Source organism: Cryobacterium inferilacus (genome assembly GCF_019599185.1).
GTDB lineage: Bacteria > Actinomycetota > Actinomycetes > Actinomycetales > Microbacteriaceae > Cryobacterium > Cryobacterium inferilacus.
Genome location: NZ_JAIEUL010000016.1, coordinates 67,255 through 93,340, shown reverse-complemented (window position 1 = coordinate 93,340; position 26,086 = coordinate 67,255). Strand labels below are relative to the sequence as shown.

Sequence of the window (26,086 nt, the reverse complement as noted above, 5' to 3'; positions counted from 1 at the left end):
ATCTCCACTAGAACCGGAGGTTCTCCCTTTTTTCAACCCCGACTGTCACCAACCTGTCGGCTCAGTACAGCTAGTCGGCCGGGCTGTCGGGGCGGGTTCGTTCGTGCACGAGCCTGGCCAGCGCATCCAGCATCGGCACCTGCCCCCGCACCACCTTCACCCGGGCCTCCGCCAGCCCCACCCAGCGGGCGTCGTCGATCTCGGGGTACTCCCGCACGATGCCGGATCCGCGCGGCCACTCCACCGTGAAGGTGTTGCTCAGCACGCGCTCCACCGTGAGGTCGGCCTCCGCCGCGAACACCGTCACGACCTTGCCAGACGGTTGCCGGAACTCCCCCAGCAACGAGTACTCGGCCTCGGGGGCGGGCACCCCGACCTCCTCCGCGAACTCCCTCAGCGCCGCCGCGAACGAGTCTTCACGCTGGGCGTACTCACCCTTGGGGATCGACCACGCCGCGGCATCCTTGCGCGCCCAGAACGGCCCGCCCATGTGCGCGATCCACACCTGCGGCTCCACGGCATCCGTCAGCCGGTACAGCAGGATGCCCGCGCTCAGTACTGCCATCGTGTCCTCTCTACTGCCTGCCGCTCTGCTGCCTGCCGCTGGCACGTCGGCCGCGGTCCGTTCGCGCTCCGGCGCACCCGTGTTCACGACCCAGCATGCCCCGGAACGCACCGGGGGCGCAGCTCTGGGCTGCGAGCTGGGGCTGCCGGTCGGGTGCGCTCGGCGGGTCGCCGGCGGTTACGCTCGACCCATGGCTAACCGAACCGAGCGCGTGCAGCCCACGCGGGCACGCACCCCCGGGCGAACGCCGACCCCGACCCGCGGCACCCGGCGCGGCGCCGGCCCCGCGCAGTACCTGCCGATCCTGGTCTTCGTGCTCGGCTACCTGGTCGTGACCGCGTTCTGGCCGATCCCGCTGTGGGTCGCCGGCCTCTATGTCGCCGCCAGCGTTCTCTGCTTCATCGTCTACGCGGTCGACAAGTCCGCCGCCCGGGCGAACCGCCGGCGGGTGCCGGAGAAGACGCTGCTTCTCCTCGGCTTCATCGGCGGCTGGCCGGGCGCCATCGTCGCCCAGCAAACCCTGCGGCACAAGACCCAGAAGGTCAGTTTCCGGCGGCCGTTCTGGGCATCCGTGGTGGTGAATCTGCTCGTGTTCGCGGTGTTCGCAACGCCGCTGTTCGCCCTGCTCGCGACCTGGGCCGAGCGCACCCTGCCGTAACGCCCGGTCGGCTTTCCGCACTCCCTCGGCGTCGTCACCCCCCCCCCGGTTTGCCCCGCCCGCCCGAGCATAACTCCTGCAATTTTTCGGCCGGCAGCGACGGATGTCCGTGATTCCGGGCATCCGTCGGCCGCCGGGATCAGAACTGCAGGAGTTATGCGCCCCGGACGCCGCCGAGGGCGCTCATGGGCACCGAAACCGACGGAACTAAGCGGCCGCAAGCTCGCATTGAGGGGTTGGTCGGCATATGTTCTGCTCCACACCGTCACTCACGGCGGCCACGAGGGAGCGATCATGAGTCTGACGCAGGATGCCGACGCCGATCAGCGCTGGGCAGCAGCCCAGACCATTGCCGACGGCGCGATGGATGAACGCATGCCCCGGCGGCGGCGCATCGTGTGGTTGTGGCTGTCCGCGTTGATCATCGGGAGCTGGCTCCTGGGGTTCGCCCTCGCCATGATCCTGCCGCGCACCGCGACCGTCTCGGAGGGGGACGATGCCGGCGTGAGTACTCGGGTGATCGCGGGTCTTGTGTTCCAGGGCATTGGGCTTCTGATTGCGATCGTGGGATTCATCTGGGCCCTGCGCACCCGCCGATACATCACGCGGTGGCGGGCGGTGGTGAGCCCGCTCAACCTACGGGAACGCAAATGGGTCCTCAAACAGATCCGTTCGGGTACCCCCGTCGAGGACGAGCGCAAGAAAGCCGTGGTGCTCGCGGCGGCGGCGCAGAACCGTCGGTCCAGCCAGGGCATGTTGCCCCTGTTCTTCGGCCTGACCCTGATGTTTCTGGGCACCGGGGTGGCGTCGTCTCTGGCCGTCGTTCTGTGGTTGGAACTGGCCGCTGTACTGGCCTTCATCATTTTGTTGGCGGTGCTGGGGCGCGACTATCGCCGTGCCGGCAGCTATCTTGAGCAGTTCGGTGGAGCTCAGGCCCAGGACCGATCCGGTGAAACGGACCCATAGTCGACCTCGGCTCGCCCGCCACGGCGACGCCCTTAGTTCACTGGACTAGCCTCATTGTCCGCGACGTGGTCAAGGCACCCAGCGTCGAGCAGCCTGGCCAAGGCCGTCGCCCAGTCGATGCGCTCCTGCTCCAGCCGAACGTTGCCCTCAGACCGGATGCGGGCCAGGGCGCGCTGCTCTGCAGCTGTCAGCGACGGGTAACTGCCGCCGGCGGCCTTCGGCTCCGGCACCCACAGGTCGCGGTAAGCCAACAGGGTGCCTTCATCCATGAGCACACTTGTGACGTCGTCGCAGCCCGAGCGCAGGCTATGCAGAATCGAGAACCCGTCCGAGTCCAGGTCGCCCCAGTACACCACTCGCCCCCGTCTGATCCACGGAATCAGGGCGAGGCGGTTCACCCCGTAACCGCTTCCGTGCACGACCACAGCGCCGGGCAGGTCGGGCATCGAGAACATGGTCTCGAGATTCTCGAACACGAAGACCACGCTCGGTGCCACGCCCAGCGCCGCAAGTTCCTCGACCGGCGCCACCACATCGCGAAGTCCGCCCGGGCGGAGCGCCGGATCGAGAAAACGCACCCGCACCAGGTTGGGAGCGTCGAGCAGGCCGAGGGAGGTCCGCCCGCTCACTGCAGTGTGCAAGCTCTCCACGACTGAACGGTGGCTCTCCAGCCATTTCGTGTCGATCCCGCGAATGGGCAGCTGCCGAATGCGCCAGCCGGATGCCGGATGCTCGGCGAGCCACCCCACCACCTGGATCAACGTGGCGAAGTCCGACTCCGGCAACCGTTGCAGAGTTCGGGCGTGCGTGCGCACGGTAGCGGCCAGCGCATCGGTGGAGTCAGCACGGTCGGTGAACTCCGTGCGAAGCCGCGCCGCGCGGTCCCGGAGTAGCCGCCACTCACGGCCGGGCGAACTGCCGGCGAACGCGGCGATCGCATCCGCGCCCCTGATAGCACAGCGTTCGGGCACGACCTGCGCGCCCACCCGCGCCCACTGGCGGCTGCCCCAGGTCACATCGAGAGCAGCGTCGGCCGCATCGGCCTGCTGCCAGGCACGCACCCACGCCATGGCGGCACTCTGGTCGGTTAGCGCCGCCCGCTCGGTGGGCGGATGCAGCACAACCTCGAGCCGGGCGTCATCACCGCCGACGGCCGCCCAGTCCCGCTGCTCGGCGATGACCTTCTTCAGGGCTCGTGCCCGCGCATCGGCGACGGTCACCATGCCGCGGGCCGCCACCATCAGGCGCCCTCGTCATCCCGGTAGACGACGGCGGCCGTGCGCGAATCCCGCCTCGAGGTGTTGGTGATGGAGGTGAGCCCGCCCACATACGGCTCGATGGTCTGCAGCAGCTTCTCGGGGGTGGCGAGGATCATGTGAAAGCCGAACTCCACGAACACGTCCATGGCCATGCGGGTGTACCGGCTGTCGGCCTTGTCGAAGGCCTCATCCAGAATGATCGTGGCGTATGAAGGCAGATCGTCTTCGTCGGCGGCCAACTGGTAGCGCAGTGCCGCGGCGAGGCAGAAGATCACGAGTTTCTGCCGCTGCCCGCCGGACAGCCCGGCGCTGGAATCGTGCACGTTCATCACCCGACCGGCCAGGTCGATCTCGCTGGCCATGAACGTGACGTGCTGGCGGGTGTCCAGGCAGCGCCGGCTCCAGGCCAGATCGGCGTGGTCGGTGGACGCCAGGCGTTGCATCAGCCGATTGAGCACGGCGAAGCGCTGTTCGGCGGCCGCCAGACTGTCGTCGCCCCAGGCACCATCGACCACGGTTTTCAGGTCGGCCATGAACTGCAATACCTCGGGCGCGCGGCGAATCTTCACATCGATCCGCAGGTACCGTTCCACGTCGAAACGCGAGCGCCCGAGCGAGAAATTGACCGGTTCGATGCGGTCGGCGACGAGTTTGGGGGCGTCACGGATGTCCGACGCCAGGTGTCCGATCAGGTCCCGTGACTTGTCCCGCAACAGCTTGAGGAAGTTGCCCTCGTGCTCGGGCAGGCCGCGCTCCACGATGCCCGCGAGCAGGGCCGTGTAACCGCTGCGGTCGTCGATGGAGGTGGTCAGATCCGCTGCCGCTGCGGGCCAGGTCGTTGTGAACACGGTCGCTCCCGCAGCGAATTCGGTTTCCGCGCGGCGGAGCGCGGCCTGGGCGACGCTTGCCTCCTTGTACAGCGCCTCGCTCACCTTGCGGCCCACGTCTGCGATGTTGCGTCGGTCGATCTTGCGCTGCCCCGACCGGTACCTTGCCTCCAGTGCGAGAACGTCTGCCTCGCCGAGCGGAGCATCCGGCCGACGTCCCTCGAGGTCACGGATGAGGTCGGTCACCTCCCGCAGGGTGGCGGAGACCTGACCGAGTGCCAACGCCGTCGCCCGCGCCTGCACCTCGGCCACCCCGAAGAGCTCACGTGCCTGACTCTCCGCAGCGAGGGCATGTTGCAGTTCCACATTGTCGGTAGTCAGGGCCTGCAACTGCCGGTGGCGGGCGCGCACCAGTTCGTCGGCGGCGGCCCGGTCGAGTTCGGTCCAGTCCTGAATCAGAGCGCGCTCGAAGACGGTGCGCCGTCTGGTGGCGGCGTCGCGTTCAGATTGCGCCCGGGTGAGTCGGCTGCCGGCCTCCAGGCGTTGCCGTTCCGCCGTTCGTCGGCGCTCGAGCAACAGCTCGATCTTGGCCTCGTTGTCAGCGCCGAGAATCCACTGGGAGCGGTCGTCAATGCGGTGCCGGTCGTTTTTCTCGTAGCGTCGAGCGGACTTCTTGATTTGCCCACCGATGGTCACCCCGCGGTCGACACGGTCGAGGTCATCGGGGTGATCCACGCAGGATACGTCGAACTCGGCCGCGGTGCGCGTGAGCAAGAAATCGTGGAATGGCCCGTCGCTGACGCGAATACGATGCAGCAGGGAGTTGGTGGTGCGGGCTGCCCTGGGCGCATCAATGATGGCCGGAACGGCCTCGAAGACCAGACGGGCACCGAGGTTGCGGGCCTCCACGCGACGCCGCACCTCGCGGAGGTAGTCGTCGCGCACCAGCAGAGCGCTGGCGAGCGGGAAGAGAACGCGTTCGATGGCGCCGCTCCAGTCCGCGAACTCCGGCAGCACCTCGATCAGTTCCCCCGCGAAGGGCAGGGCCGTCTCGGCCACGCCCAACTCTTCGGCCAGGTGTTGGCGCGCGAGCAGGAGCGCGGCCGGCAGGTTGCTCCGGCGTTGACGCAGCTCGGTCAGTTCCCGGTCGATGACACCGAGTTCCTTACCCGCGTCGAAGTACCGCTGGTTGTCGTCATGGTCGTGGGCGGCCTCCGGCGGCGACTCCGCGAGCACCCTCCGTGACGACTCCTGGAATTCGGCGAATTCCTCGCCGTTCTGCGGTGCCTGCTCGACCCCCACCCCCCGCAGTTCCTCGGCGAACCGGGCGAAGTCCTTGGCGGTGCGGTCGGCGGCCGCAACGGCGTCGGCCACCCGTTCCTGCGCCTGGGCGGCGTCGTTGCCGCCGAGCTGCAGCGACCGCCGTTCAGCGGCACGCAGCGTCTCGTTCGCGTCGTCGCGGGACGCATCCGCTCGGCGAGACTCGTCGGCCGCCCGCGCCTGCTGGGCGAGCAGCAGGCCGCGCTCGTCGGCGGCGATGCTCAGTGTCAGTTGGGTCTGGAACGGGTCGATCAGGGCGCTCAACCGTTCGGCCTCCGCGGTGTTGGCCGCCGCGGTTTCGTACGCGATGATCGACCGGTCGAGCTGGGTGAGGTGGTCGGCCTGCCTACGCAGATCGACCACGTGTTGGTGGGCTTGGTTGAGTTCACCGAATTGCTCCACGGCGTTCTTGGCCCGGCCGAAGGTGGCCGGTTCGTCGAGCATGAAGTCACGGAAGAGCTGATCGAGACTGCCGAGGTTCTTGGCCGACTGGGTCTTGTGCAACAGCTGCAGGGCATTCTGGCTGCCGATGCCGAGCAAGCGCCGCAGCCGCGTGTAGAACGGGGCGTGCGACCCGGTGGTCGTGACCACGGCGTCCGGCCAGGCGCTCTTTATCCGCCGCGCTTCGATGCCGGATGCCACGTGCTCGCGAAAATCGAGCAGGCTCACGTCGACCCGGTCGATGAAGCAGGCGTCCTTCAGGTCGGCCTTGTCGACGCTGGATCCGCGCAGGTGGAACAGCCGGACCAGGGTGACCGGGGCATCCCGTTCGTTGTCGAACCGCAGCAGGATGCCGCTCCAGGTGGCGCCCTTCCGCAGGTAGGTGCTCACCGCCCGGTCCAGGCTCTCGTCGGCCTCCTTGCTCCAGGCGCCGCGCACGTAGCTCACCAGGGTGCGGTCGTCGCTGCGGCTCGCGGAGTCCTGCGCGGCGGCGTTGAAACGCAACCACTTGTCGGGCGTGAGCACGGTGCCGATCGCGTCGAGCAACGACGACTTGCCCGAACCGGACGCGCCGGTGAACAGGTGCCCCTTGCGGGCCACCTCGATGCGGTGATGCCCGTCGAACGTGCCCCAGTTGAGCAGTTCCACTCGCGCCAGGCGCCACTGCCCCACGTGGACGGGGCCTGTCGGGGTGCCCGCGCCGTGCTCGGCCGTGCCCGGTGTGTCGTCCAGGCCGGGCATCTCCAGCATCGTCATGACGTCATCCCCTCGATCTGGTCGGCGTCGGCGTTGTCCGCGCCGTCGAGGTCAGCGTCGTGCACACCACCGACATTCGGGAGCACAACTGAGCCGCCGGTCTCGGCTATTCGTCGATACTCGTTGCCGATGGCCGCAATGTGGTCGGCGTCGACGATTAATCTGAGCACCGGGGAGATCTCGGCCCTGTCTTCCGCGCCGGCCTGGTGGATCACCCTTAGGGTGTTCTTCATCTTGAGCCAGGTGGAGTTCAGTCGTTTGTTGAAATCGCTCTCGTCGCGGTCCGGTGTGCGGTACAGCCGCAATTGTTCGAAGACATCCTCCTGCCCCACGATCACCCGGCCGTCACCTTCCCCCGCCAACAGCATCTGGCGCAGCACGAGCAGCATCGCGGTGTCGAGGAAGGTGAGCGCGGCCGTGCGCACCGCGCTGGGCACCTTCAGCTCGTCGGTGCTCACGTTGCGCACGAAGGCGAACTCCCCCACCCGGTCGATCACCAATTCGAGGAAGAGTTCGTGCAGGCGCGACCGGATGCCGGCCTCGTCGGCGAGAAGGGCCGACCAGAGCGCGGGTGCCTTGACCCCGGAGAGGTAGGGGCCCTTGATCAGTTCGAGCAACGCCCGCCGGGCCTGCTCGCCGATCACGCCGGTGTCACCGGCCCAGAGGCCGGGCGCTGAGCTCGCATCCGTCTCGCCGGCCTGGCCGGTACCGAGCTCACTGGCGGTCATCGTACCGAAGTCGTTGGTCACAGTAGTCTCCCCGTGAAGCGGTAGGTCGGAATGTCGGCGGCCCGCGCCACCTCGTCGGCGCCCTGCCAGCGCACGGTCTCTATGCCGTCCGCGGCGGTGCCCTGCGTGGCGGCCAGAGTGAGTAGCCCCACCACGCTCGCCACACCCTGGCTGGCCGGATGCCGTTCGAGCACCTCGGCGACGGTGCAGTGCTCGACCTCGGCCAGAAGCTTGTTCACGTTGTCGGTGAGCTCGGCGAAGTCGATCTCGGTGGCGCGGGCCAGGGCTCGTAGTGCCTCGAGGTCGGCGATGCCGGCCACATGCTCCACGATCGGGGCGGTCGCATCCAGATCGGCCGGGTCGTGCAGGCGGATCGCGCCCACGCTGCCGAGCGCCACGGCCGAAAGGTCGAGGTGCAGGCTGGTGGATTGGTAGGGCTTCATGTGTGCAGATGCCTCGACGCCGGTGGCCAGCGCCGTGCGTAGAAGTCGCCTCAACACGCGGTCGCGTTGGTAGTCCTGCGACTGCACGTAGCGGCGCAGGCCTCGCGCGAACGTGGTGATGACCTCGTGGATCTCCCCGCTGTGGTCTTTGAGGGTGCCGATGAACCGGCGCAGGTAGCGGCGCTGGGCCGGGCTGAGCTGGCCGGAGAAGTCGCGGTCGAGCACCCGGGCGATGTCGTCGTCGAAGGCGGTGCCCACCGCAGGGTCGAGCACGAGGGCGGAGAACCCCGCGAAGCTGCGCCCCTCGTCGGACTCGCCGATCAGGTCAACGCCGCGGAAGACCTCGTCGAGCACCGCGCGCTGGCTGTCGTCGGATTCGACGATCCGGGCCCTGAGGTCGCGGTTGAGGGTTTCGAACTCGGCGCGCACCCGGGCGAAGTCCGAGGGGATCTCCTCGGCCTGAGCCAGGATGTCGCGAATGCGTTCCAGCGCCCGGTCGTTGTCGAGGGTGTCGAGGTCGCCGGAGTGGATGCGCTCGATCTGGGCGTCGATCCGGTCGCGCTGGGCGTGCAACTGTTCCAGCCGCCGGGTGGCGTCCGGGTCGGTTTCGATCGCCAGTTGCCCCAGCTGCACACCGATGCTGGCCAGGCGGGATTCGGTGACGGTCTGCCGGGGAGCGGCGAGTTGCTCGAGGAACCGGATCGCGCCCAGTGCACCAGGCGACAGCTCGTAGGTTTCGCCGCGGGCAGCGTCGGCGGGGCGCCGGGTGAGGTAGCCGGCCTTTCGCCACTCGGCGCAGTAGCCCTGGCCGCTCAGCGGCAGGGTGAGCCCGTGCGCGCGCAGCCCCTCGAGGTCGTGGTCGATGAGTTCATGGAGCTCGTCGGTGGGCAACCGTCGGTCTTCGCCGCCCAGGTGTTCGTTGAGCAGCCCGGCGATCACGGGAGCATTGTCGGCGCGCAGCAGCTGCCAGGTGGCATCCGTGTCGACCAGGTGTCTCAGCGCGTGTGTCTGACTCAGTGCGGACACGCGGCGAATCTCCTTCTACTCATGCGGGTGGGGCAACCAGGGCTCCTGTCAGCGGCGCAGGAACAGCGTGCCTGCCAACGAGACTAGTGACCGAAACACCCGCTTGAAACCAGGTGCCGGCGGCCTGCGCTACCGCACGCCGCTCATCAGCCGCAGGATGGGCCGGGTGAACAGGCCCAGGATGACGCCGAGCACGATGGCGATGCCGCCCAGCACCCCGAAGTAGAGCTGCTCCGGCGCGGTGGCGTACCACTCGGCCAGCACCCCGGAGACAGCGGTGCCGAGGGCCACGGAGAGGAAGAACAGCGCCACCATCTGGGTCTTGAACAGCTCGGGCGCGAGCTTGGTCGACACCGACAGGCCCACCGGCGACAGCAGCAGTTCGGCGATCGTGAAGACCAGCAGGATGCCGATCAGCGCGAGCAGCGGAGTAGAATTCGCCGCTCCCCCGGCGAACGGGAGGAACAACAGGAACGCCACACCCATGATCGCGGTGCCGAATGCGAACTTCACCGGCGTGGAGGGCTGCCGGGTGCCCCAGCGGGTCCATAGCGCGGCGAACACCCCCGACAGCACAATGATGAACACCGGGTTGATCGACTGCACCCACGGCACCGGCATCTCCCAGCCGAACAGGTCGCGGTTGAGTCTTTCGTCGGAGTAGATCGTCACCACGGTGAACTGCTGCTGGTACAGCGACCAGAACGCCACACTCGCGATGAACAGGGGGATGAACGCGTACACCCGGTGACGCTCCACGGTCGATATGTGCCGGTTGCTGAGAATCACGATGAAGTACGACACGGATGCCACGATCGTCACCCCGATCACGATGGTGACCAGGTTCGACGCGGTGATGGCCCCCGTGAGCACCAGCACCACGATGAGCACGATGGCCGCGGCGGCGATGCCCGCGTATGGCAGGTACCGGCTGCGCGGCAGCGGGTCGGGCACCTCGCGCGACACCGCGGGCAGCCGCTTGCGGCCGAACGAGTACTGGATGAGACCGATGGCCATGCCCACGGCGGCCAGACCGAAACCGAAGTGGAACCCCAGGGTGGACTGCACCAGTCCGGTGAGCAGCGGCCCGAAGAAGGCGCCCAGATTGATGCCGAGGTAGAACAGCGAGAAGCCGGCGTCCCGACGTGGGTCCTCCCGGCGGTACAGCGTGCCGACCACGGAGGTGGCGTTGGCCTTGAGCCCGCCACTGCCGAACGCCACCAGGATGAGGCCCACGATCACGCCGGCGGCATCCGGAATCACGGCAAGGGCGATGTGGCCGCACATGATGATGACGGCGCTGACGAAGAGCACCCGTTCGCTGCCGGCCACCCGGTCGGCAATCCAGGCGCCCAGGATCGTGGAGAGGTAGACCGCGCCGCCGTACGCGCCCACGATGCCCGCCGCGGTGCCCTGCTCGATGCCCAGCCCGCCCTCGGCCGCCGAGTAATACAGGTAGAGCAGCAGGATGCCCTGCATCCCGTAGAACGAGAAACGCTCCCACATCTCGACACCGAAAACGCTGGCCAGCGCGCGCGGCTGACCGAAGAATCGGTGGTCGTCCGGTGCGATCTCCGGCCCAGGCTCCGCGATCTTCGCCATGCTTCCACGGTACGCCTGAGGCGCCCGGAGCACGACGTCTCGGTTGCGTTTGGTTTCCCCCCGGGCGCGGTGGCGCTGCGGGCGCCGGTCGCTTCGGCACCGCCGCAGCAGCCACATGACCGCTTTCGCGGGCCCGCAGCGCGCGCGGTGCTAGCGCTTGGCCTCGAACCAGACCTGGGTGAAGCCGCCCGCGGCGATGACGACCGTGCCGCTGCGGCCGTGGCCCTTGCCCCGGTGCGCATCGCCGACCGGCTGCCCGGCGGCGTCGAAGGCCTGCTGCACGAGCTTCTGCCCGCGCGGCACGTCAATGCGACGCTCCGTGTCGGACTCGGCGGCGCTCACGAACAGCGTGGAGTCACCGGCAGGACCAGTCACCTCAACCGTGGAGATGAGCGGCTGGATGAGCAGCGCGTCGAGCTGCGCCGCGGCATCCGTCGTGCCCACCACCTGGGTCGCACGCGCCGGCAGCACACCGCTGGTCAGCGGCAGCGGCAGCAGCTGGCCGGGCGCCTCGGTGACGCCCTGCTCGCCGGCGCCGCCGTTGGCGGTGGTGCCGAGCAGCAGCGAGCGGTCCTTGCCCTTGCCCGGGCGCTTGTCGGCGGTCCAGGTGGTGGCGCCAGACGGGTCCACGACCTGGTTCACGATCGGATGCACCCGGCGCTCCTGGTCATCCGTGGGCACGGTGATGCGCAGGGTGCCGCCGGCCGCGAGGTCGACGTAGGCGCCGCCTGACCAGTTGGCCTCCCCGGTCCAGGACGACGCCGGGGTGGTCACCGTGCCACCGGTGATCGCACCGGACTCGGCCTCGACCACGCTCAGCCCATGCGTGCCCACCGTGGCGGTGATGCCCTGCGCCGCGGCCTTGAGGTCGGGATGGGCATCCAGGGTGAGCATCGAGAACAGGGCGTGGATGGTCGACTCCGCGCCGGAGTTCTGGTTGACCCGGCCGTCCCGTTCGATGCCGTCGATCGCGGTGCCCGTGGCCGGGTCGTACGCCGGCAGTCCGCTACGGTTCGCGCCGAAGTACCACCCAGCGGTGATCGCGGCGATGTTCAGCAGACCAGGGGCGTCGGCCGCGTCGGCGGTGGCCACCAGGCTCTGCAGCCGGGAGTCGACACCGTAGGCGATCTGCGCCTCGCCGGGGGTCGGCGACCAGGCGTTGTCCGGTCCGCCGGCGGCGAGCAGCTGCGGGGTGAACTGGGCGGTGTCCTGCACCGCGGCGTCGAGCAGGGCCGGGTCGTCGAGCACCTCGGATGCGACCGCGGCGGCCGCCGGGGCCAGCCCACCCCAGGCGTGCCACAGGCTGGGCGACTTGGTCCAGGGCATGATCGCGCCGAACGGCCAGTCGCCGCTGGCACCTTCCACCGTGGACATCGCCGCGATGCCCTCGCTGAGCCGGCTCAGCGCGGTCTCGGCGACGGCCACGGTGGGCGAGCCGGAGCCGGCCTGCACGTAGGCGGCGAGGCCGAGAACGGCTTCGGCCGACGCATCCGCCCCGTCGGCGATCAGCCAGGCCGGAACCTGGTCGCCGTCGGCCACGGCGTAGCTCGGGTAGTCGCCGAGCGAGCCGCGGTTGAGCGCCGCCAGGCTGAGGTCGAGGCGTTCCTCGAGGAACGCGGCGAACTCCGGATCCTCGTCGACAAACGCCGCGTAGCCCTCACCGAGCGCCCACACCGTGCGGGCCAGCCAATAGGACTCGTCCGAGTCGCTCGGGTCCGGCAGTTCGATCGGCTCGGCGCTGGGATTCAGCGTGCCGTCGACCTGCTGCCAGAGCACCACGTTGCCGGCGTTGGGGCCCTCGGTGGTCTGCAGGTACGCCAGCGAGCGCAGGGTCTGGAAGGCGTGGTCGCGGCTCGTCGTGTCGCCGGTCTGCTGCCAGTGCCGCAGGTAGACCACTGCGGCGCGGGAGGTGTCATCGGCGTTGAACGCACCCTGGGTGTAGTAGCCGGTGGCCGGGTCGAGGTCACCGCCGCCGATCGGGGTGTAGCTGCCGTCATCGTTCTTGTCCGCGTAGGTCCACGGGGCCTCGACCACCGGGTTCTCGGCAGCCCGGTAGGTGGTGTGCCCCGCGATCACCGGCAGCGGCAGCTCGTCGAGCAGAAAATTCAGGTGACTGAGATTGGTGAGCGGGGCGGATGCCTCTGCGGCGGGCAGGCCGCGCTGGGCGGTGCCGGCGGCGGGCGTCGCGGCCGGTGCGGTGGCTGCCGTCGCGGGGGCGATGCCCAGGGCACCGGTAGCCACGAGGGCCACCGACAGGGACGCGGCCAGGGTGAACCGGCCGGCCCGTGAGTGAGTGGATGAACAGGGAGCTGATCGAACTTCGTTGTACGTCATCCGTCAACTAAACCGGTTAAGTTCGGTGGCGTCAAGAGTTTTCCTCAGCTTGGGTATGCCGAGGTGGTGCCTTGCGCGGGTTTCGGGTGCGGATGAGACTGGCCAGAAAAACACAGTCGCGGCCCGGCCTGGACCGACCCTGGCGCGAAGAAAGCCCACGCGCGCATGCAGAAGCTCGCCAAGCGCAATGCGAAGTCGATCGACAAGGCCGTGCACCACGAGGCCGCGCATCACGAGGCCGCGCACCACGAGGCCGCGAGCCACTAACCCGCGTGCCCAGGGAGGTCAACCGCTGCCGCGCCCCTCAGCGGCGCGCCCTCACCGAGCGAGGATCTCCGTCAGCGTCGTGCCGAGCAGCCGGGCCGACTCCTCATACTTCGCCACCAACCGCACGCTGGTCTCCGCCGGCAGCGCGGCCTGCCGGGCAGGGTTCGCGTTGTGGGCGAGGTCGGCGTGCTTCACGATCAACGCCAGCGGGTCCACCACCACCCGGGCCATCGACTCGGTGAGCGGCTCCCCGGGGCGCTTGGTCAACGCATCCACCGCCCGCACCAGCGGCTCGGCGAAGCCCGCCGCCCGCAGGTCGTCGAGGGTCACGACGCTGTCTTCGACCACGTCGTGCAGCACCGCCACGGTCTTCTCCTCCCTGGTCTGCACCAGGGCCATCACGCCCAGCGGATGCTCGATGTAGGCCACCCCGAGCTTGTCGACCTGCCCGGAATGCGCGGCGTGCGCCAGTACGATCGCGGCCTCGAGCGAACCGGCCGCCGGCCCGGCCGCGTCACCGTCACCCTCACCTGAATCGGTGCCGGCTGGTGCGGTGGTGAGCGTCATAGCAACCCCTCGAGAGCGATCAAAGTGAATCTGCTTCGAAGCTACCGCACCCGATACCGCCCGCCAGGGCCAACCCCGGTGCGAATGCGGGCAACTTTCGTGACGAATGGCCGGTTCTGTCCCTCTCATCAGTGAGGCCAGGCACGCGCATCCGTTCGTGTCGCCAGCGATCGACATTTCGAGTGCGAGTTGCTGCCTCACCCCGTCGAAAGGAACCCCATGTCGGACAAGACCGCCCAGAACGTTCACGACCTCGTTGAGGACACCGTCACCAAGGCCAGCGCCGTGGTCGACCAGGCCCGCACCGCCCTCGACGACACCCTCACGGATGCCAAGGCCGCCATCCGCGACCTCGACGACAACGACACCATCACGGCGGTGCGCGTCGTCGCGGCCGAGGCCGTGGACAACGTCACGGGCGCGTACAAGCGCAGCCCCGCCCGGGTCATCGTGCTCGGCACCCTCGCGGTTGCCGCGGTCGCCCTGCTCGGCTCACTGCTGAGCAAGCGCCGCTAACCGGATGCCCGCGCGGCTCCCCCGAGCTGCGCGGGCACAGCGCCGCTTCGCCCCGGTCCGCGGCTGGGCTGGCGCGCCGCTCCCCCGAGCCGCGCGGGCACAGCGCCGATTCGCGGGTGGCATGCCACCCGCGAACCGGCGCCCAACCCGCGCATCGCCCATTTGCGCACCTGCGCCCCCACGACTCGGGCCGCCAGCCGGGCCTCTGCGCGCCCACCCGCGCGCCCGCGCGCGACCAAAATCGGGCGATTCCGTGACGAATCACCGCTTTCGCGCCACTCATAGGTAGGGCGATCTTTCGCCCGGCGCCGTGGCCGCACCGATCGGCCTCGCCGACGCGGGCCCGACGCCGTTCCCCAATCAGAAAGCAGGCCATCATGACCGCTCTTCGACTTTTACTCGCCGCCATTATCGCCTTCGCCTTCTACTTCATCGGAGCCAAGGCCGGCCGCGGCCGCTACCGCGAGATCCGCCGCAGTGCCAAGAAGGCGTGGAACGACCCGACCGTGAAGAAGGCTCGCGCCGGCTCGAAGAAGCTCGCCAAGCGCAACGCCAAGAAGATCACCAAGGCAGTGCACCGCTAACCCTCCCTCCCCCGCACCACTCTCGAAAGGCCTCCCATGACTGACAACACCACACAGCACGCGCGCGAGTTCGCTGAAGACGCCGCCGCGCAGGCCGGCAACCTCGCCGACCAGGCCCGCCAGGCCATCGACGAGACCGTCGCCACCGCCAAGGCCGCCCTCAGCGACGTCGACACCGGCGCCGCCCTCGCATCCGCCCAGGAGTTCGCGGCCGGCACCCTGGAAAAGGTCACCGCCGCCTACAAGAAGAACCCCGCGCTGGTCATCTCGATCGGCTCCGCCGCACTCGTCGCGGTAGCGCTCATCTCCAAGCGGCGCTAGCCCCCCGCCGGCGCCTACCCGGCCGCCTGCCGCCCGCAGGCCTGGTCGGCCGCCTCCGCGATCTCGGTGCTCGGCACCGTGCTGGGCCTGGCACCCGACCCGGTCACCGGCGAGGTGACCTCCACCCCCATCACCCCCGCCGTGGTCGGCGAGGTCACCCTGCACCGCCCGGCCGCCGTGCCCGTCGGCTAGCCCCGCCCTCGCGCGCTGCGCCGTAGCGGCGGGTCACCGTTCGACCGCGAAGCCGAGAGGAAACGCCAGCGCGAGAGACGGACTGCCTCGAACCGTCGCACGGGGACCTTGCGTCGTCACCCGCGGGAAGCTCCCCTCCCGCCGGCATGTCGCTAGGCCGTCGGCGACGCCTTCGCCGGCAGATGCTCGGCCACGCAGAACAGATTGCCCTCGGGGTCGGCCAGGGTGGTCCACTGAACGTGGTCGAACTCCTTGAGCACATCCCACTTGAACGTGGCGCCCAGGCCGACGAGCCGTTCCACCTCACTCTGGCGCGATCCCCACGGCACGGTGAGGTCCAGGTGCGAAGCTTGGTGTGCGGGGCGGGGCGCTGTGCGGGGCTGGAAGAACATGGCGAATCCCCCGGAGATCGCCGGCGGCAGGTACACGCTCTCCCCACCAGGTGACGGTGTGGCGCCGGTGACGGCGGCCCAGAACGCTGCGAGCGCGGTCGGGTCCTGCGCCTCGAGGTTGAATGCGCCGAGGGTGATCTGGTGTCCTGTCATGCCAGCGACGCTATCAGCCACCCCCGACACGGCCGGCGGTGACACATTGCCTCCCCAACGTCACCCGCGGCGACTAGCATCCCCAGCATGAGCGAACCCACGAACCCTCAGCCCTCACCGGTGAAGCAGCTGCGGCTGGTCGTCGAAACCGACGACTTCGAGGCCGCCCTGGCGTTCTACCGTGACGTGCTCGGCCTCACCGAACGGGAGTCCTACGAGGGTGAGGACGACGCGAGAGTCGTGATCCTCAATGCCGGCATCGCCACCCTCGAGCTGTCCAACCCGGCACAGGTGCGCCTGATCGACCGGGTCGAGGCCGACGGCCAACCCAGTGCCCGGCTGCGCGTCGCGTTCGAGGTGGAGGACACCGCATCCGCCACCGACCGTCTCGTCGACGCCGGCGCGCACCTCATCGCCACGCCCCGCGAAACCCCGTGGCGCTCGATCAACTCCCGACTGGATGCCCCGGCCGGCCTGCAGGTCACCCTGTTTCAGGAACTCGACACCACGGAGGCCGCCGAGAGCGAGGCCGACCCGGGCGCCGACCTCGACTGACCAGCCTCAGCTGACCAGCCTCGTTCCCGAGCTGCGCGGGTCACGCGCCGGTTCGCGGGTGGCGTGCCACCCGCGAACCGGCGCCCCGCCCGCGCAGTTCAGGCGCGCGACTCCACCAGCGGCCGGGCCCCGAAGTACGCGGTCAACAGCAGCACCAGAGCCGAGCAGGCCAGGACCCCGTCCACCAGTCCCGCCGGCAGCGTGAACACCATCAGCAATGAACACGCCCACTTCCATCAGCGCACCATGCACACTCATCAGCACGGCGGCGACGCGGTATCGAGACTTCGGGTTCCCCATCCTGCGATCCTAGGGGCGTCGTGCGCAATCCCCGGCCGAGCAGCGCCAACCGCACAAGAACTGTTGCGCAACAATCGTTGAGCTTATAGTCTCGAGGGCATGACCCCCCGGGATGCCGACCGCAGCACACTCACATCCGCCGCGTCGATGCGGGTGCTCGCCCACCCCACCCGGCTCAAGCTGCTGGGCCTGCTGCGCGAGCGCGGCCCGCAGACCGCGGCGCAGCTGGGCGACATCGTCGACGAGGCACCGGGCACCATCAGTTACCACCTGGGCAAGCTCGCGTCGATCGCGCTGATCGAGCCGGCGGATGCGCAAAGCAGCGACCACCGCGAACGCTGGTGGAAGGCCACCACGGCGCTCACCAGCTGGGAGCCCGCGGAGCTGCTGGATGATCCGGACAAGCTGGCCGCATCCGCCGTGCTGCAGAAATCGATCGCCCAGGCCTACGCGGCCCGGTTCACCGACTACATCGATGCGGCGCCGGCGCTGCCGCGCGAGTGGGTGGCGGCCGGCGCCAGCGGCGACCGCAGCCTGCGCCTCACCGTCGATGAACTCGCCGCCATGCGCGGGGAACTGGAGGCCCTCGTCGACCGGTGGCTGGAGACGAGCGCCGCCCACGACCCGGCCGATGCCGCCGAACCCGTCGTGGTCGTCTACCAGGCGTACCGCCGGCCGTGAGCATGCCACGCAAAACCGACCGGCGCGCCGGCGTCTCCCTCGCCGCCCTGCTCTCCGCCCACGCCATCTCACAGACCGGCAACGTCGTCACGGCGTTCGCCATCCCGTTCTACGTACTCGGCCTCGGCGGCACCGGCGTGGAGGTGGGCATTGCCGCGTTCTTCGCCACCGCCCCGATCGTGATCGGCGGGGCGCTGGGCGGGGTGGTCGTCGACCGGGTCGGCCACCGGCGCGCGGCCATCGCGGCCGACCTGGTCAGCGGGGTGACCGTGCTCGCCATCCCGGTGCTGGCGCTCACCGTGGGGCTGCCGTTCTGGGCGCTGTTGCTGCTCGTCTTCACCGGCGGACTGCTCGACACCCCCGGCCAGACCGCCCGGCGGGTGATGCTGCCCGGTCTCACCCAGCGGGCCGGCGTACGGCTCGAGCGAAGCGTGGGCCTGCTCGACGGGTCGGAGCGTTTCGCCCGGCTGATCGGCGCATCCGTCGCTGGACTGCTCGTCGCCGTGCTCGGTCCCATCCCGGCCCTGTTCGTCAACGCCGCCACCTTCGCCGTCTCGGCCCTGCTCACCTGGGCGTTCGTGTCGGTGCCGGCTCGCCCGCCTGGTCTGCCCGACCGCTCCGACGCGCCCCGCACCAGCTACTGGTCCGACCTCGCCGAGGGCTTCCAGTTCGTCATTCGCGACCCGCTGATGCGCCTGATCATCGCGCTGGTGCTGGTGACGAACCTGCTCGACGCCGCCCGCGGCTCGGCCCTGCTGCCGCTCTACGCCAACGACCGGCTCGGCGGCGCGGCCGCCCTGGGTCTGCTTGTGGCGGTGATGGGCGGATGCGCCCTGCTCGGCAACGTGATCTTCGGCTTCGTCGCCCATCGGGTGCCCCGCCGGGTGACGTTCTCGCTCTGCTTCGTGCTCGCCGGCGGCCCCTCGAGTGCGGCGTTCGCGTTCGGGGCGCCGCTGCCACTGCTCGTCGCCGCCACCGCCCTCTCCGGTCTGGCGGCTGGGGCGCTCAACCCGATCCTGGGCACCGTGGAGCTGGAGCGTGTGCCCGAGCACATGCGCGGCCGGGTGTTCGGCATGATCAACGCCGGCGCCTGGGCCGGCATCCCGTTCGGCGCGCTGCTCGGCGGCATCGCCGCGGACACCATCGGTCTCGCGCTGGCGTTCGGCCTGATCGCGGTGCTCTACACCCTGGCCACGCTCACCCCGCTCACGGGCGGCTCCTGGCGACTGATGGAGCGGCAGCCGGCCCCGGTTCCCGACACTCCCCCAGGCGGGTCGACCTAGGCTCGACCCATGCAGACCGACACCGCCACCGACTCGACGCCCGGCGCGCGCCGCCTGTTTGTTGCCCTGGTGGTCGTCATCGACCTGATCGCCGTCGCGATCGCCTTCTGGCCGGTACTCGTGCTCAGCATCGGCCTGCAGGCGCTCGGCGCCGTCAACGACTGGTGGGCCGGCGACCCCAACGCGAACGACGGCGAGGAGGCCTTCGCCACCATCATCGGCGCGGTCGGCGTGCTGCTGGTGCTGATCGCCGCCGCGGTGCCGGTGGCCCTGCTTGCCCGCCGGCAGCGCCAGCCGGCCGTGCGCTCCGTCGCCCGCAACACGCTCTACCTCCTCGGCGCCTGCCTGGTCGTCGGCGTCCTGCTCCTCGTGCTCTAGGCCGACGCTCTGCGCACCCGCCCGGGTGCTCCCCCGGCACCGTCCGAGCCCGGCCCGGTGCATAACTCCTGCAATTCGTGAGCCGGCCCAGCACGGATGCCCGGATTTCCGCGGCCGCAGACATCCGCGGCACCGAAATTGCAGGAGTTATGCATCCGGCGGTCGCGTCACCCCGCCGCCGCGCCCGCACAGACGAACGCACCCCGCCCCTGACCGTGATCGGCCGGGGGCGGGGTGCGAACTCAAGCAGTGCCGAGAGTTACACGGCGGCCGGAGCAGCTTCCGGCTTGGTGTAGTCCTGGCGGGCCTGGGCGGCGGCCTCGTCGAACTCGGCCTCGATCTCGAGGGACTTCTTGTAGGTGACGAGCGAGACCACCACGGCGACGAGCAGGCTGGCGACGAAGCCGGGCACAATCTCGTACATCGTGGCGCTCAGCGGGGAGTTGCCCCAGATGAACACGACGACAGCACCGGTGACCATACCGGCCAGGGCGCCCCAGGTGGAGAGCTTCTTCCAGTACAGCGAGAGCAGCACGACGGGGCCGAACGCGGCACCGAAACCGGCCCAGGCGAACCCGACGAGCTCCAGGATGGTGGCATCCCGGTTCAGTGCGATCAACCCGGCGACGAGGGCCACGAGCAGCACACCGAGGCGGCCGAGCATCACCATCTGCTTGGGCGTCGCATCCTTCTTGCCCACGATCTTGTACAGGTCCTCGACCAGCGCCGAGGAGCAGACGATGAGCTGCGACGAGATCGTGCTCATGATCGCGGCCAGCACGGCGGCCAGCATGAGACCGGCCACGAACGGGTGGAACAGGATCTGCGACAGGATCAGGAACACCGTTTCGGGGTTGTCCAGGGTCACGTCGGGGTTCTGCTGGAAGTACGCGATGCCGATCAGCGCGGTGGCGAGGGCGCCGAGTGCGGTGAGGATCATCCAACCGATGCCGATGCGGCGGCCGGCCTTGGCGTCCTGCGGGCTGCGCAGCGCCATGAAGCGCACCAGGATGTGCGGCTGGCCGACGTAGCCCAGGCCCCACGCGGCGGCGGAGATGACGCCGAGCACGGATCCGCCGGCGGTGAACGAGAGCAGGTCGGGGTTGACCTCGCGGATGGAGTCGATGGTGGCGCCGAGGCCGCCGGTCTCGTTGAGGGCCACGATCGGCACCACGATCAGCGCGGCCAGCATCAGCAGGCCCTGGGCGACGTCGGTGAGGGTGGCGCCGAGGAAGCCGCCGAAGAGCGTGTAGAGCAGGGTGACGCCGGCCACGATGAGCATGCCGACCAGGAAGGTGGAGCCGAAGGAGTTCTCGAAGAACACGCCGCCGGCGACCATGCCGGACGAGACGTAGAACGTGAAGAACACCAGGATGATGACGCCGGAGACCACGCGAAGCATCCGCGAGGAGTCCTTCAGCCGGTTCTCGAAGAAGCTCGGGATGGTGATGGAGTTGTTGGACACGTGCGTGTACGACCGCAGGCGTGGGGCCACGAACTTCCAGTTGAGCCAGGCGCCGATGGTGAGGCCGATCGCGATCCAGGCCTCCACCAGTCCGGAGACGTAGATGGCGCCGGGCAGGCCGAGCAGCAGCCAGCCAGACATGTCCGAGGCGCCGGCGCTGAGGGCCGCGGTGCCGGGCTTCAGGCCACGGCCGGCGAGCATGTAGTCGTCGAGGTCATTCGTTTTGCGAAAGGCGAAGTAGCCGATCGCGAGCATGCCAGCGAAGTACAAAACAATCGCTACAAGCTGAAAAGTTTGGTCTGTCATTGCGTCCTTTAGATCGTGTTTCCGGCCTGCGGGCAGGCGGATGCCGCGTAAACGGACAAGAGAAGTCGCCTAGTTAAGCACACATCGGCGTTTCTGTGAAGTCACACAGCCGTCTCATAGGGCTTCTCGGGGCCTCGGCGAGCGCTCTCGAAGCCCGCGTCGGGTAGGCCGTACACGCAGCTGTCGCGGCCGTTAGGACCGGGGGTCGCCTGGCCTACTCCGGCCCGGTCTTGGCCTCGCCCCGCACCCACTTGACGTGATCTCAGAGCCCCAGTCAGGATGGTCGCCGACCCACCGGGCGACCATCCCGACCTCAGCTGCGAGTTAGCGCTTCTTGCGGCCCCTGCTGCCCGACGCCGGCTTGGCCGGAGCGGCCGGAACTGACTGAGGAGCCGCCGCCGCGCTCGGTACCGGCTCCGGGCTCATCGCGCTCAGCCGCTCCTCGGCGTCGAAGCCGCGCTTGGACTTGCCGCGCACATCCGACACGTACCGGCCCATCGACGCGCTCATGCTCGACACCGCCTCGGCGCCCGCCGAGTAGGTCATCGAACTATCGGCGTCGAAGCCGAGGCGTTCGCCCGAGAGCACGGCGTCCTGGTTGGCACCGAGGAACATGAAGCCCCAGCTGTACTGCTCCTTCTGCTGCGTCACCAGGGCGCGCACGGCGTCGAGGCCGAACTCCCGGCTGGAGTTCTCCTCACCATCGGTGACCACGACGACCTGCACGGTGTCGGGCCGGGTGTGCTCGGGCAGGGCGGCGAGCACCCGACCGAAGCTGGTCACGGACTGGCCGATCGCATCGAAGAGCGCCGTGGCACCGCGCGGCTCCAACGTGATCGCGACAGTGGCCGGATCGGCCAGCGAGCACTGCGTCTCGATCTCGGTGTCGAACGTGACGATGTCGACGGTGAGCCGGCCCGGTTCGGCCGCCTGCTCGGCCAGCATCGTGCTGAGGCCACCCACCATGTCGTCGCGGATGCCGGCCATCGAACCGCTGCGATCGATGATCAGCAGCAGTGCGGAGTAGTTCGGATCGGTCATGGAAATCCCCATTCATCCATTGCCCCCAACGCGGGAACATGATGAGTATCGCAGCAGCCACTGACACTGGACCGGCCACTTCGCGTGCCCGAAAACGCCCTCGCGCGGATGCCTCCTACCGCGGCCGCCGCAACCGAATCGGGCCCTTCGCGGTCGACGGATCCACGACGGATCCGCCCTGCGTGATCTCGAGTTCGCCGCGAGCCACCATCCGCCGGGCGGCCCGGCGGGAGGGCTCCATCAGGTCGCGCCACTCCTCACCGCCGATCATTCGCGCCGCATCAGACGGGCAGATCGTCGCATCCTGCGCCCGGGCGGCGAGCAGGGTCACGATGGTCTCTTCGAGCTGCCGGTCGGTCGCGTCGACGCGGTGGGAGCGGCAGGCGTCGGAGCAGTACTTCACCGCGTCCCAGTTCTTGGCCCACTTCGCCCGCCACTCGATGCGCCGACCGCACGAGGCGCAGGTCTTCTCCGCTCGGTCGCGGGCGTCGTCCGATTCGGCGGGGCTGCGTTGACGGTGGGCCATGCCTTCTATCCTGCGGGATGCGGCCGGCCGGTGGGTGCGGCGGGCGGGTGCGGTCGGCGCGCCGGCGGGGTTCGGCGAGCTCACTGGCCCCCAGCCCCTTCACTGCACCTCGTATCGGCGACCGCGCCCGCTCTAGCAGGCGCGGTCGCCGGTACGAGGTGCGCTCGCGCCGGCCGGCCCATCCATGGCTCCCCCGGCGCCAACCCCGACGCCAACCACGATGCCAACCTCGACCCCAGCCCTACCCGATCCCTAGCTGAACCAACAACCGAGGAAAGTCCCGGATCAGGGCGTTCCAGACGATCTGGTAGTCGGTATTGGCGTAGTCGTGGGCGAGGTAGTTCCGCATCGCCCTCAGCTCGGCCCAGGCCACATCCGGATGCTGATCCCGATACTCCTCGGGCAGCCTCTCGACGGCGGTCTGCAGGTCGATCACGATGGCTTTCGCCGCCAGCTGCTGGGTGCGATCAGCGCGGTCGAAGAACACCTCCCGCCCGCGATCCGTGATGAGTCCGGCATGACGAACCAGGTCCCGGATGTCGGCGAGCAGCGCATCCGTTCGGTCGAATTCATGACTCACGATCCGGCACCCCCGCGGGTGCTGTCATTCACAGCGGCACCGCCTCGGCAACGGCCCGGTCGCGGATAGCGCCCTCGGCCCGGTCGCTCATCACGTCCACGTGCACTCCGAGGAGGTCCTCCAGATCGAGCACCAGTCCGGCCGCATCCAGGATGGACGCATCGGGCCCGAAGGTGACGAGGAGGTCGACATCGCTGCCGATGCCATCCGTGCCCCTGGCTATGCTCCCGAACACCCGCACGTCGCCGGCCGCACGCCGGCGGGCGAGTTCGATCACCCGGTCCCGCTCGCGGTGCAGCACGACCGACGGGCGCTCGGCGGTGGCGTCCAGGATCCGGGCCAGGGTCTCGGGTCGTGGCTGCACCCGGCCGGCCTCATACGCCGAGAGGTTGGGCTGCGGAACTCCCGCTCGCAGGGCCAACTCGCTCTGCGAGAGTCCGGATCTTGCCCGAGCCGCTCGAATGCGTGACGAGGTACTCATGCCGGAAGTATAGCTCCGGGCTATACCGGGGGGTCGTCTTTCGTGCGCGGCTGCGCGACGCAGCCGAGCCGGCCGGCGCAATCGCACCGGCCGGCTCCTTGCGTGCGCCGCGCTAGACGACGGCCACCACCGCCAGCAGTCCGATGGCCGAGACCGTTGCCACCGTGGTCCAGAGCACGATCGCGATCGCCTGCCAGAGAATCACCCGGCGCTTGTCGATTCCGGATGCCACCAGGGTCGCCGCGGTGATCTGCGTGGGCAGGGCCAGCGGCGCCAGCAGGCTGGCACCGGGCACCCCGAACCGCACCAGCCAGCGATTGAGCTTCTGGCGGCCCTTCGACTCCTTCTTCGCGGCGCGGCCCTCCGCCGGCGCACTCTCCACGGTCACCGTGCCGGTTTGGGCCGGCACGGCGCCGGCCACACCGGCATCCGTTGTCCCGGCGCTGGCCGGCACAGCACTCGTTCCATCCGCATCCGCGGCTCCCCGCAGCGCCGTGCCACCGCGTCGCCGCTCACGCCGGGTGACCGCCGCGGCACGGATGCGTGAACTCAGCAGCACGACGAGCACCACACTGAGCAGGTTGCCGGCCGCCCCGGCCAGGGCGGCCACGAGCGGCGGGAGGCCGCCGATCACGCCGATCATCGCCGAGCCTTCGCCCTCGATGAACGGCACCGCGCCGGCCACCATCACGATGAACGGTTGCAGTAGATCGGGCACCTGCCCGACCAGGTCTTGGAATCCGGCGATGACGCCGTCGAAGGGGTTGGACATGGGATCTCCTATCTGGGGTTGGCGCGTCAGAGGCGCGCCGGTGGGCGCGCCGGAGCGCTGGGGTGAGTGGGCGCGCGAAAGCGCGTGAGGGTGGAAACACCGGAGCGCCGGAGCGCCCAAATACATAGGCCGAGTGCGGGTCACCAGCCGAAGCCCGCACCCGAGCCCGACGACTCAGTCGCCGCGGAGACCGGGCAGGGTCAGCGAGAGGAACAGGTTGTTGGTGAGGATCGCCGCCGTGGTGCTGGCGACTGCGTCGCCGGCCGTGGCGGCACCCCAGTCGCCCTTCTGCAGCGCGACCCCGCGGGTGTACACGTCGCCCGACCAGGGAATCTCCCGGTGCATCGCCGGCAGGGCCCCGCTCGCCGACAGCAGCGCGGCGAGCGCCGCGGTGCGCTGATCCGGGTCCACCCCGTCGACGAGAACGGGTCGCACCGCGCGGAGCAGGTCGTCGCGGCGTGGCGTGCCGCCGGCGACGAGCGCGGTGGTGGGGATCAGGCCGAGGAACCGGCGCGGCTCCCGGCGGAGGTGGCCGCGCTCCACCAGCCGGTCAATGAACTCGGCCCGCAGGGTCGGGCCGATCTCCAGGATCAGGGCGTACGCATCCGTCGGTCGCTTCTGCAGCCGCTGCCAGGTGGGGCGTAGCAGCGGGTCGGCGGGCGGATCGCCGACCGCGCGCACCACACGGCCGCGCAGAACGGAGCGGTCGTCGACCTGCACCTGCCCGGCGAGGGCCAGCTCGGTCAGCACGGCTCCGGCAAGGGCGTGGAAGAGCGCGGAGCCCTCACCGCGGAACGTGCCGGAGGACGGGTCGAACAGAAGAAGCAGCAGGTCTTCCGCGACCAGTGGGGTCGTGGCGGTCTCGGTCATCGTGTCATCCCTTCGTCTGGTCTGAGATCTGGTCTGAGATCTGGTGTGGCGTCTGATGCCGGGCGGCCGTCGGAGGCAGGCGCCGCCGCGGCTTCGACTGCCGCTTCCAACGCCGCGAGTTCCTCCGCTGTTCCGTTGTTGATCAGGTGCGCCCGGTAGAGCACCTCCAGCTGGGCCGGGTTGTACAGCTCCCAGAGCGCCTGGGTCACGGTGTCCTCGGCGAAGGCGGCGCCGCGTGGCGCCCGGGCGCCGGGGTCGCTCATCCAGGAGTAGGTCTCGGTCACCGCGCTCATCACCGGCGCGAGTTCCGCGGAGAGCCGGCGGCGGGTGGCCAGGTCGGCGTCCGCCGGCAACGCGTCGAAGGCGGCATCCGTGCTGTTGCCCAGTTCGTCGGTCACGATCTGCTGCACGTCGTGCATCGCCGGGTCGTCGAAGACCCGCGAGTACACCAGGATCAGCGACCGGTCGGCGTCGCTCAGCTCGTTCGCCACCGCACCGAAACCGGCCGGCATCTCGGCCGGCGCACCGTGGGCCAGGATGCCCGCCAGCTCACCACGGATGCGCTGCAACCGGTCCACGGTGGCCGCCAGTACGGCGTCCAGCGCGCGCAACGCCGCCTCCGGATCCTGGTCGGCAGCCCCATCTGGGCGATCTGCGCCAACGGCACCCCCAGGTTGGCCAGCCGGGTGATCTGCAGCAGCCGCACCAGGTGCGCCACCTGGTACTGCTTGTACCCGTTCGACGTGCGCCCGGGCTCGTCGAGCAAACCGATCTGGTGATAGTGCCGCACGGCTTTGAGCGTCGTGCCGGCCAACTCCGCCAGCTCGCGGGTACTCCAGGCCATCCCCGACTCCTCTCACTATCAACGGACCACGCAATGTCGCGTTGGTATTGAGTCAAGACCATGCCCTAAGGGCATGGTCAAGGCCCC

General features: G+C 69.4%; 28 protein-coding genes. 10 read left to right on the top strand and 18 right to left on the bottom strand.

All coding sequences use genetic code 11. The features are described 5' to 3' along the window. Positions 1–70: 70 nt before the first annotated feature. A complete protein-coding gene (locus K2F54_RS14335; protein ID WP_220606525.1) occupies positions 71–565 on the bottom strand; it encodes an NUDIX hydrolase in 495 nt (164 codons plus the stop codon). A gap of 190 nt (positions 566–755) precedes the next feature. On the opposite strand from K2F54_RS14335, the gene K2F54_RS14330 reads away from it, so the two are divergent. Together K2F54_RS14330 and K2F54_RS14325 are read left to right on the top strand one after the other, a co-directional pair. Beyond that, the gene (locus tag K2F54_RS14330) at positions 756–1,223 is read left to right on the top strand and encodes a DUF1294 domain-containing protein (protein WP_220606524.1); all 468 of its coding nucleotides are present in this window, start codon (positions 756–758) and stop codon (positions 1,221–1,223) included. Between the two features lie 294 nt (positions 1,224–1,517). Next, positions 1,518–2,189, top strand: a complete 672-nt coding sequence (locus K2F54_RS14325; protein ID WP_220606523.1) for a hypothetical protein — start codon at positions 1,518–1,520, stop codon at positions 2,187–2,189. A gap of 32 nt (positions 2,190–2,221) precedes the next feature. Here the strand turns inward: K2F54_RS14325 and K2F54_RS14320 are convergent, their stop codons facing one another. The 7 genes from K2F54_RS14320 to K2F54_RS19460 all read right to left on the bottom strand — a co-directional run bounded on the left by K2F54_RS14320 (position 2,222) and on the right by K2F54_RS19460 (position 13,759). Then, a complete protein-coding gene (locus K2F54_RS14320; protein WP_255577121.1) occupies positions 2,222–3,430 on the bottom strand; it encodes a Wadjet anti-phage system protein JetD domain-containing protein in 1,209 nt (402 codons plus the stop codon). After that, positions 3,430–6,792: an ATP-binding protein gene (locus K2F54_RS14315; protein WP_220606522.1), complete on the bottom strand. Its 3,363-nt coding sequence runs from the start codon at positions 6,790–6,792 to the stop codon at positions 3,430–3,432. The genes K2F54_RS14320 and K2F54_RS14315 overlap by 1 nt, the downstream gene beginning before the upstream one ends. After that, a complete protein-coding gene (locus K2F54_RS14310; protein ID WP_308287676.1) occupies positions 6,789–7,541 on the bottom strand; it encodes a DUF4194 domain-containing protein in 753 nt (250 codons plus the stop codon). The genes K2F54_RS14315 and K2F54_RS14310 overlap by 4 nt, the downstream gene beginning before the upstream one ends. Next, positions 7,538–8,989 carry a DUF3375 domain-containing protein gene (locus tag K2F54_RS14305; RefSeq protein WP_220606521.1) on the bottom strand — a complete coding sequence of 484 codons (1,452 nt, stop codon included), beginning with the start codon at positions 8,987–8,989 and terminating at the stop codon, positions 7,538–7,540. The genes K2F54_RS14310 and K2F54_RS14305 overlap by 4 nt, the downstream gene beginning before the upstream one ends. A 129-nt stretch (positions 8,990–9,118) precedes the next feature. Further along, positions 9,119–10,591: a peptide MFS transporter gene (locus K2F54_RS14300; protein ID WP_220606520.1), complete on the bottom strand. Its 1,473-nt coding sequence runs from the start codon at positions 10,589–10,591 to the stop codon at positions 9,119–9,121. A 150-nt stretch (positions 10,592–10,741) separates the two neighbouring features. Then, positions 10,742–12,925, bottom strand: coding sequence for a hypothetical protein (locus tag K2F54_RS14295; RefSeq protein ID WP_220606519.1), 2,184 nt, complete (start codon positions 12,923–12,925; stop codon positions 10,742–10,744). A 318-nt stretch (positions 12,926–13,243) separates the two neighbouring features. Continuing rightward, positions 13,244–13,759 carry a phosphohydrolase gene (locus tag K2F54_RS19460; protein ID WP_304505855.1) on the bottom strand — a complete coding sequence of 172 codons (516 nt, stop codon included), beginning with the start codon at positions 13,757–13,759 and terminating at the stop codon, positions 13,244–13,246. A 219-nt stretch (positions 13,760–13,978) separates the two neighbouring features. Between K2F54_RS19460 and K2F54_RS14285 the strand changes: the two genes are divergently transcribed. The 4 genes from K2F54_RS14285 to K2F54_RS19295 all read left to right on the top strand — a co-directional run bounded on the left by K2F54_RS14285 (position 13,979) and on the right by K2F54_RS19295 (position 15,372). Next, positions 13,979–14,275, top strand: a complete 297-nt coding sequence (locus K2F54_RS14285; RefSeq protein WP_220606518.1) for a hypothetical protein — start codon at positions 13,979–13,981, stop codon at positions 14,273–14,275. Positions 14,276–14,652: 377 nt separating this feature from the next. Then, a complete protein-coding gene (locus K2F54_RS14280; RefSeq protein ID WP_220606517.1) occupies positions 14,653–14,859 on the top strand; it encodes a hypothetical protein in 207 nt (68 codons plus the stop codon). Positions 14,860–14,895: 36 nt separating this feature from the next. Next, positions 14,896–15,180: a hypothetical protein gene (locus K2F54_RS14275; protein ID WP_220606516.1), complete on the top strand. Its 285-nt coding sequence runs from the start codon at positions 14,896–14,898 to the stop codon at positions 15,178–15,180. Between the two features lie 66 nt (positions 15,181–15,246). Next, the gene (locus K2F54_RS19295) at positions 15,247–15,372 is read left to right on the top strand and encodes a hypothetical protein (protein WP_255577120.1); all 126 of its coding nucleotides are present in this window, start codon (positions 15,247–15,249) and stop codon (positions 15,370–15,372) included. A 152-nt stretch (positions 15,373–15,524) separates the two neighbouring features. On the opposite strand, the gene K2F54_RS14270 is transcribed toward K2F54_RS19295, so the two are convergent. After that, positions 15,525–15,917, bottom strand: coding sequence for a VOC family protein (locus K2F54_RS14270; RefSeq protein ID WP_220606515.1), 393 nt, complete (start codon positions 15,915–15,917; stop codon positions 15,525–15,527). Between the two features lie 87 nt (positions 15,918–16,004). Between K2F54_RS14270 and K2F54_RS14265 the strand changes: the two genes are divergently transcribed. The 4 genes from K2F54_RS14265 (at position 16,005) to K2F54_RS14250 (ending at position 19,114) form a co-directional block, all read left to right on the top strand. Beyond that, positions 16,005–16,472: a VOC family protein gene (locus K2F54_RS14265; RefSeq protein WP_220606514.1), complete on the top strand. Its 468-nt coding sequence runs from the start codon at positions 16,005–16,007 to the stop codon at positions 16,470–16,472. A 399-nt stretch (positions 16,473–16,871) separates the two neighbouring features. Continuing rightward, positions 16,872–17,453 carry a winged helix-turn-helix domain-containing protein gene (locus K2F54_RS14260; protein ID WP_220606513.1) on the top strand — a complete coding sequence of 194 codons (582 nt, stop codon included), beginning with the start codon at positions 16,872–16,874 and terminating at the stop codon, positions 17,451–17,453. Between the two features lie 2 nt (positions 17,454–17,455). Next, positions 17,456–18,736, top strand: a complete 1,281-nt coding sequence (locus tag K2F54_RS14255) for an MFS transporter (RefSeq protein WP_220606512.1) — start codon at positions 17,456–17,458, stop codon at positions 18,734–18,736. A gap of 9 nt (positions 18,737–18,745) precedes the next feature. Next, positions 18,746–19,114 carry a hypothetical protein gene (locus tag K2F54_RS14250; RefSeq protein WP_220606511.1) on the top strand — a complete coding sequence of 123 codons (369 nt, stop codon included), beginning with the start codon at positions 18,746–18,748 and terminating at the stop codon, positions 19,112–19,114. A 259-nt stretch (positions 19,115–19,373) separates the two neighbouring features. Here K2F54_RS14250 and putP read toward each other — a convergent pair whose 3' ends face one another. The 9 genes from putP to K2F54_RS14205 all read right to left on the bottom strand — a co-directional run bounded on the left by putP (position 19,374) and on the right by K2F54_RS14205 (position 25,999). Further along, positions 19,374–20,885, bottom strand: coding sequence for a sodium/proline symporter PutP (gene putP / locus K2F54_RS14245; protein ID WP_220606510.1), 1,512 nt, complete (start codon positions 20,883–20,885; stop codon positions 19,374–19,376). A gap of 324 nt (positions 20,886–21,209) precedes the next feature. Then, positions 21,210–21,926: a vWA domain-containing protein gene (locus tag K2F54_RS14240; RefSeq protein WP_220606509.1), complete on the bottom strand. Its 717-nt coding sequence runs from the start codon at positions 21,924–21,926 to the stop codon at positions 21,210–21,212. 115 nt (positions 21,927–22,041) lie between these two features. After that, a complete protein-coding gene (locus tag K2F54_RS14235) occupies positions 22,042–22,452 on the bottom strand; it encodes a DUF2256 and DUF3253 domain-containing protein (protein ID WP_220606508.1) in 411 nt (136 codons plus the stop codon). Positions 22,453–22,693: 241 nt separating this feature from the next. Next, entirely contained in the window at positions 22,694–23,032 is a 339-nt protein-coding gene (locus tag K2F54_RS19610; protein WP_220606507.1) for a HepT-like ribonuclease domain-containing protein, read from the bottom strand. A gap of 28 nt (positions 23,033–23,060) precedes the next feature. After that, the gene (locus K2F54_RS14225) at positions 23,061–23,513 is read right to left on the bottom strand and encodes a helix-turn-helix domain-containing protein (RefSeq protein WP_220606506.1); all 453 of its coding nucleotides are present in this window, start codon (positions 23,511–23,513) and stop codon (positions 23,061–23,063) included. A 112-nt stretch (positions 23,514–23,625) separates the two neighbouring features. Next, entirely contained in the window at positions 23,626–24,285 is a 660-nt protein-coding gene (locus K2F54_RS14220) for a small multidrug efflux protein (protein ID WP_220606505.1), read from the bottom strand. 174 nt (positions 24,286–24,459) lie between these two features. Beyond that, positions 24,460–25,155 (bottom strand): GOLPH3/VPS74 family protein, encoded by a 696-nt coding sequence (locus K2F54_RS14215; RefSeq protein WP_220606504.1) that lies wholly within the window; start codon positions 25,153–25,155, stop codon positions 24,460–24,462. Then, the gene (locus K2F54_RS14210; protein WP_220606503.1) at positions 25,152–25,724 is read right to left on the bottom strand and encodes a hypothetical protein; all 573 of its coding nucleotides are present in this window, start codon (positions 25,722–25,724) and stop codon (positions 25,152–25,154) included. The genes K2F54_RS14215 and K2F54_RS14210 overlap by 4 nt, the downstream gene beginning before the upstream one ends. Next, on the bottom strand, positions 25,631–25,999 hold the full coding sequence (locus tag K2F54_RS14205; RefSeq protein WP_220606502.1) for a MerR family transcriptional regulator: 369 nt from the start codon (positions 25,997–25,999) through the stop codon (positions 25,631–25,633). Before K2F54_RS14205 ends, K2F54_RS14210 begins: the two co-directional genes overlap by 94 nt. Positions 26,000–26,086: the final 87 nt, after the last annotated feature.

Coding starts and splice junctions, on each gene's coding strand:
- K2F54_RS14335 (WP_220606525.1), bottom strand. CDS start 565: ATGGCAGTACTGAGCGCGGGCATCCTGCTGTACCGGCTGACGGATGCC.
- K2F54_RS14330 (WP_220606524.1), top strand. CDS start 756: ATGGCTAACCGAACCGAGCGCGTGCAGCCCACGCGGGCACGCACCCCC.
- K2F54_RS14325 (WP_220606523.1), top strand. CDS start 1,518: ATGAGTCTGACGCAGGATGCCGACGCCGATCAGCGCTGGGCAGCAGCC.
- K2F54_RS14320 (WP_255577121.1), bottom strand. CDS start 3,430: ATGGTGGCGGCCCGCGGCATGGTGACCGTCGCCGATGCGCGGGCACGA.
- K2F54_RS14315 (WP_220606522.1), bottom strand. CDS start 6,792: ATGACGATGCTGGAGATGCCCGGCCTGGACGACACACCGGGCACGGCC.
- K2F54_RS14300 (WP_220606520.1), bottom strand. CDS start 10,591: ATGGCGAAGATCGCGGAGCCTGGGCCGGAGATCGCACCGGACGACCAC.
- K2F54_RS14295 (WP_220606519.1), bottom strand. CDS start 12,925: ATGACGTACAACGAAGTTCGATCAGCTCCCTGTTCATCCACTCACTCA.
- K2F54_RS19460 (WP_304505855.1), bottom strand. CDS start 13,759: ATGACGCTCACCACCGCACCAGCCGGCACCGATTCAGGTGAGGGTGAC.
- K2F54_RS14285 (WP_220606518.1), top strand. CDS start 13,979: ATGTCGGACAAGACCGCCCAGAACGTTCACGACCTCGTTGAGGACACC.
- K2F54_RS14280 (WP_220606517.1), top strand. CDS start 14,653: ATGACCGCTCTTCGACTTTTACTCGCCGCCATTATCGCCTTCGCCTTC.
- K2F54_RS14275 (WP_220606516.1), top strand. CDS start 14,896: ATGACTGACAACACCACACAGCACGCGCGCGAGTTCGCTGAAGACGCC.
- K2F54_RS14270 (WP_220606515.1), bottom strand. CDS start 15,917: ATGACAGGACACCAGATCACCCTCGGCGCATTCAACCTCGAGGCGCAG.
- K2F54_RS14265 (WP_220606514.1), top strand. CDS start 16,005: ATGAGCGAACCCACGAACCCTCAGCCCTCACCGGTGAAGCAGCTGCGG.
- K2F54_RS14260 (WP_220606513.1), top strand. CDS start 16,872: ATGACCCCCCGGGATGCCGACCGCAGCACACTCACATCCGCCGCGTCG.
- K2F54_RS14255 (WP_220606512.1), top strand. CDS start 17,456: ATGCCACGCAAAACCGACCGGCGCGCCGGCGTCTCCCTCGCCGCCCTG.
- K2F54_RS14250 (WP_220606511.1), top strand. CDS start 18,746: ATGCAGACCGACACCGCCACCGACTCGACGCCCGGCGCGCGCCGCCTG.
- putP (WP_220606510.1), bottom strand. CDS start 20,885: ATGACAGACCAAACTTTTCAGCTTGTAGCGATTGTTTTGTACTTCGCT.
- K2F54_RS14240 (WP_220606509.1), bottom strand. CDS start 21,926: ATGACCGATCCGAACTACTCCGCACTGCTGCTGATCATCGATCGCAGC.
- K2F54_RS14235 (WP_220606508.1), bottom strand. CDS start 22,452: ATGGCCCACCGTCAACGCAGCCCCGCCGAATCGGACGACGCCCGCGAC.
- K2F54_RS14225 (WP_220606506.1), bottom strand. CDS start 23,513: ATGAGTACCTCGTCACGCATTCGAGCGGCTCGGGCAAGATCCGGACTC.
- K2F54_RS14220 (WP_220606505.1), bottom strand. CDS start 24,285: ATGTCCAACCCCTTCGACGGCGTCATCGCCGGATTCCAAGACCTGGTC.
- K2F54_RS14215 (WP_220606504.1), bottom strand. CDS start 25,155: ATGACCGAGACCGCCACGACCCCACTGGTCGCGGAAGACCTGCTGCTT.
- K2F54_RS14205 (WP_220606502.1), bottom strand. CDS start 25,999: ATGGCCTGGAGTACCCGCGAGCTGGCGGAGTTGGCCGGCACGACGCTC.